Annotated in this window: 1 rRNA gene; it reads left to right on the top strand. The window is 52.3% G+C overall.

Annotated elements, in window-relative coordinates:
* Positions 1 to 17: 17 nt before the first annotated feature.
* Positions 18 to 2,222: ribosomal RNA gene (locus ACSEMK_RS23995) — 23S ribosomal RNA — on the top strand; the annotation flags it as partial.

Raw genomic sequence — 2,222 nt, 5'->3', positions numbered from 1 at the left:
ACATCTTCGGGTTGTGAGGTTAAGCGACTAAGCGTACACGGTGGATGCCCTGGCAGTCAGAGGCGATGAAGGACGTGCTAATCTGCGAAAAGCGTCGGTAAGGTGATATGAACCGTTATAGCCGGCGATGTCCGAATGGGGAAACCCAGTGCAATTCGTTGCACTATCGTTAACTGAATACATAGGTTAACGAGGCGAACCGGGGGAACTGAAACATCTAAGTACCCCGAGGAAAAGAAATCAACCGAGATTCCCCCAGTAGCGGCGAGCGAACGGGGAGCAGCCCAGAGTCTGAATCAGCTTGTGTGTTAGTGGAACGGTCTGGAAAGTCCGACGGTACAGGGTGATAGTCCCGTACACCAAAATGCACAGGTTGTGAACTCGAAGAGTAGGGCGGGACACGTGGTATCCTGTCTGAATATGGGGGGACCATCCTCCAAGGCTAAATACTCCTGACTGACCGATAGTGAACCAGTACCGTGAGGGAAAGGCGAAAAGAACCCCGGCGAGGGGAGTGAAAAAGAACCTGAAACCGTGTACGTACAAGCAGTGGGAGCACCCTTTGGGGTGTGACTGCGTACCTTTTGTATAATGGGTCAGCGACTTATATTCTGTAGCAAGGTTAACCGTATAGGGGAGCCGCAGGGAAACCGAGTCTTAACTGGGCGTTAAGTTGCAGGGTATAGACCCGAAACCCGGTGATCTAGCCATGGGCAGGTTGAAGGTTGGGTAACACTAACTGGAGGACCGAACCGACTAATGTTGAAAAATTAGCGGATGACTTGTGGCTGGGGGTGAAAGGCCAATCAAACCGGGAGATAGCTGGTTCTCCCCGAAAGCTATTTAGGTAGCGCCTCGTGAATTCATCTTCGGGGGTAGAGCACTGTTTCGGCTAGGGGGTCATCCCGACTTACCAACCCGATGCAAACTACGAATACCGAAGAATGTTATCACGGGAGACACACGGCGGGTGCTAACGTCCGTCGTGAAGAGGGAAACAACCCAGACCGCCAGCTAAGGTCCCAAAGTCACAGTTAAGTGGGAAACGATGTGGGAAGGCACAGACAGCCAGGATGTTGGCTTAGAAGCAGCCATCATTTAAAGAAAGCGTAATAGCTCACTGGTCGAGTCGGCCTGCGCGGAAGATGTAACGGGGCTAAACTGTGCACCGAAGCTGCGGCAGCGACACTATGTGTTGTTGGGTAGGGGAGCGTTCTGTAAGCCTGCGAAGGTGGCCTGTGAGGGTTGCTGGAGGTATCAGAAGTGCGAATGCTGACATAAGTAACGATAATGCGGGTGAAAAGCCCGCACGCCGGAAGACCAAGGGTTCCTGTCCAACGTTAATCGGGGCAGGGTGAGTCGACCCCTAAGGCGAGGCCGAAAGGCGTAGTCGATGGGAAACAGGTTAATATTCCTGTACTTGGTGTTACTGCGAAGGGGGGACGGAGAAGGCTATGTTAGCCGGGCGACGGTTGTCCCGGTTTAAGCATGTAGGCGGAGGTTCCAGGTAAATCCGGTACCTTTTTAACGCTGAGGTGTGATGACGAGGCACTACGGTGCTGAAGTAACAAATGCCCTGCTTCCAGGAAAAGCCTCTAAGCATCAGGTAACATTAAATCGTACCCCAAACCGACACAGGTGGTCAGGTAGAGAATACCAAGGCGCTTGAGAGAACTCGGGTGAAGGAACTAGGCAAAATGGTGCCGTAACTTCGGGAGAAGGCACGCTGATATGTAGGTGAAGCCCCTGCGGGTGGAGCTGAAATCAGTCGAAGATACCAGCTGGCTGCAACTGTTTATTAAAAACACAGCACTGTGCAAACACGAAAGTGGACGTATACGGTGTGACGCCTGCCCGGTGCCGGAAGGTTAATTGATGGGGTTATCCGTAAGGAGAAGCTCTTGATCGAAGCCCCGGTAAACGGCGGCCGTAACTATAACGGTCCTAAGGTAGCGAAATTCCTTGTCGGGTAAGTTCCGACCTGCACGAATGGCGTAATGATGGCCAGGCTGTCTCCACCCGAGACTCAGTGAAATTGAACTCGCTGTGAAGATGCAGTGTACCCGCGGCAAGACGGAAAGACCCCGTGAACCTTTACTATAGCTTGACACTGAACATTGAGCCTTGATGTGTAGGATAGGTGGGAGGCTTTGAAGCGTGGACGCCAGTCTGCGTGGAGCCAACCTTGAAATACCACCCTTTAATGTTTGATGTTCTAACGT

Source organism: Klebsiella sp. K-3 (assembly GCF_051207495.1).
GTDB classification, from domain to species: Bacteria; Pseudomonadota; Gammaproteobacteria; order Enterobacterales; family Enterobacteriaceae; genus Klebsiella; species Klebsiella aerogenes.
Note: the sequence above shows the minus strand (reverse complement) of the source record. Positions and strands in the feature narration are given on the sequence as shown.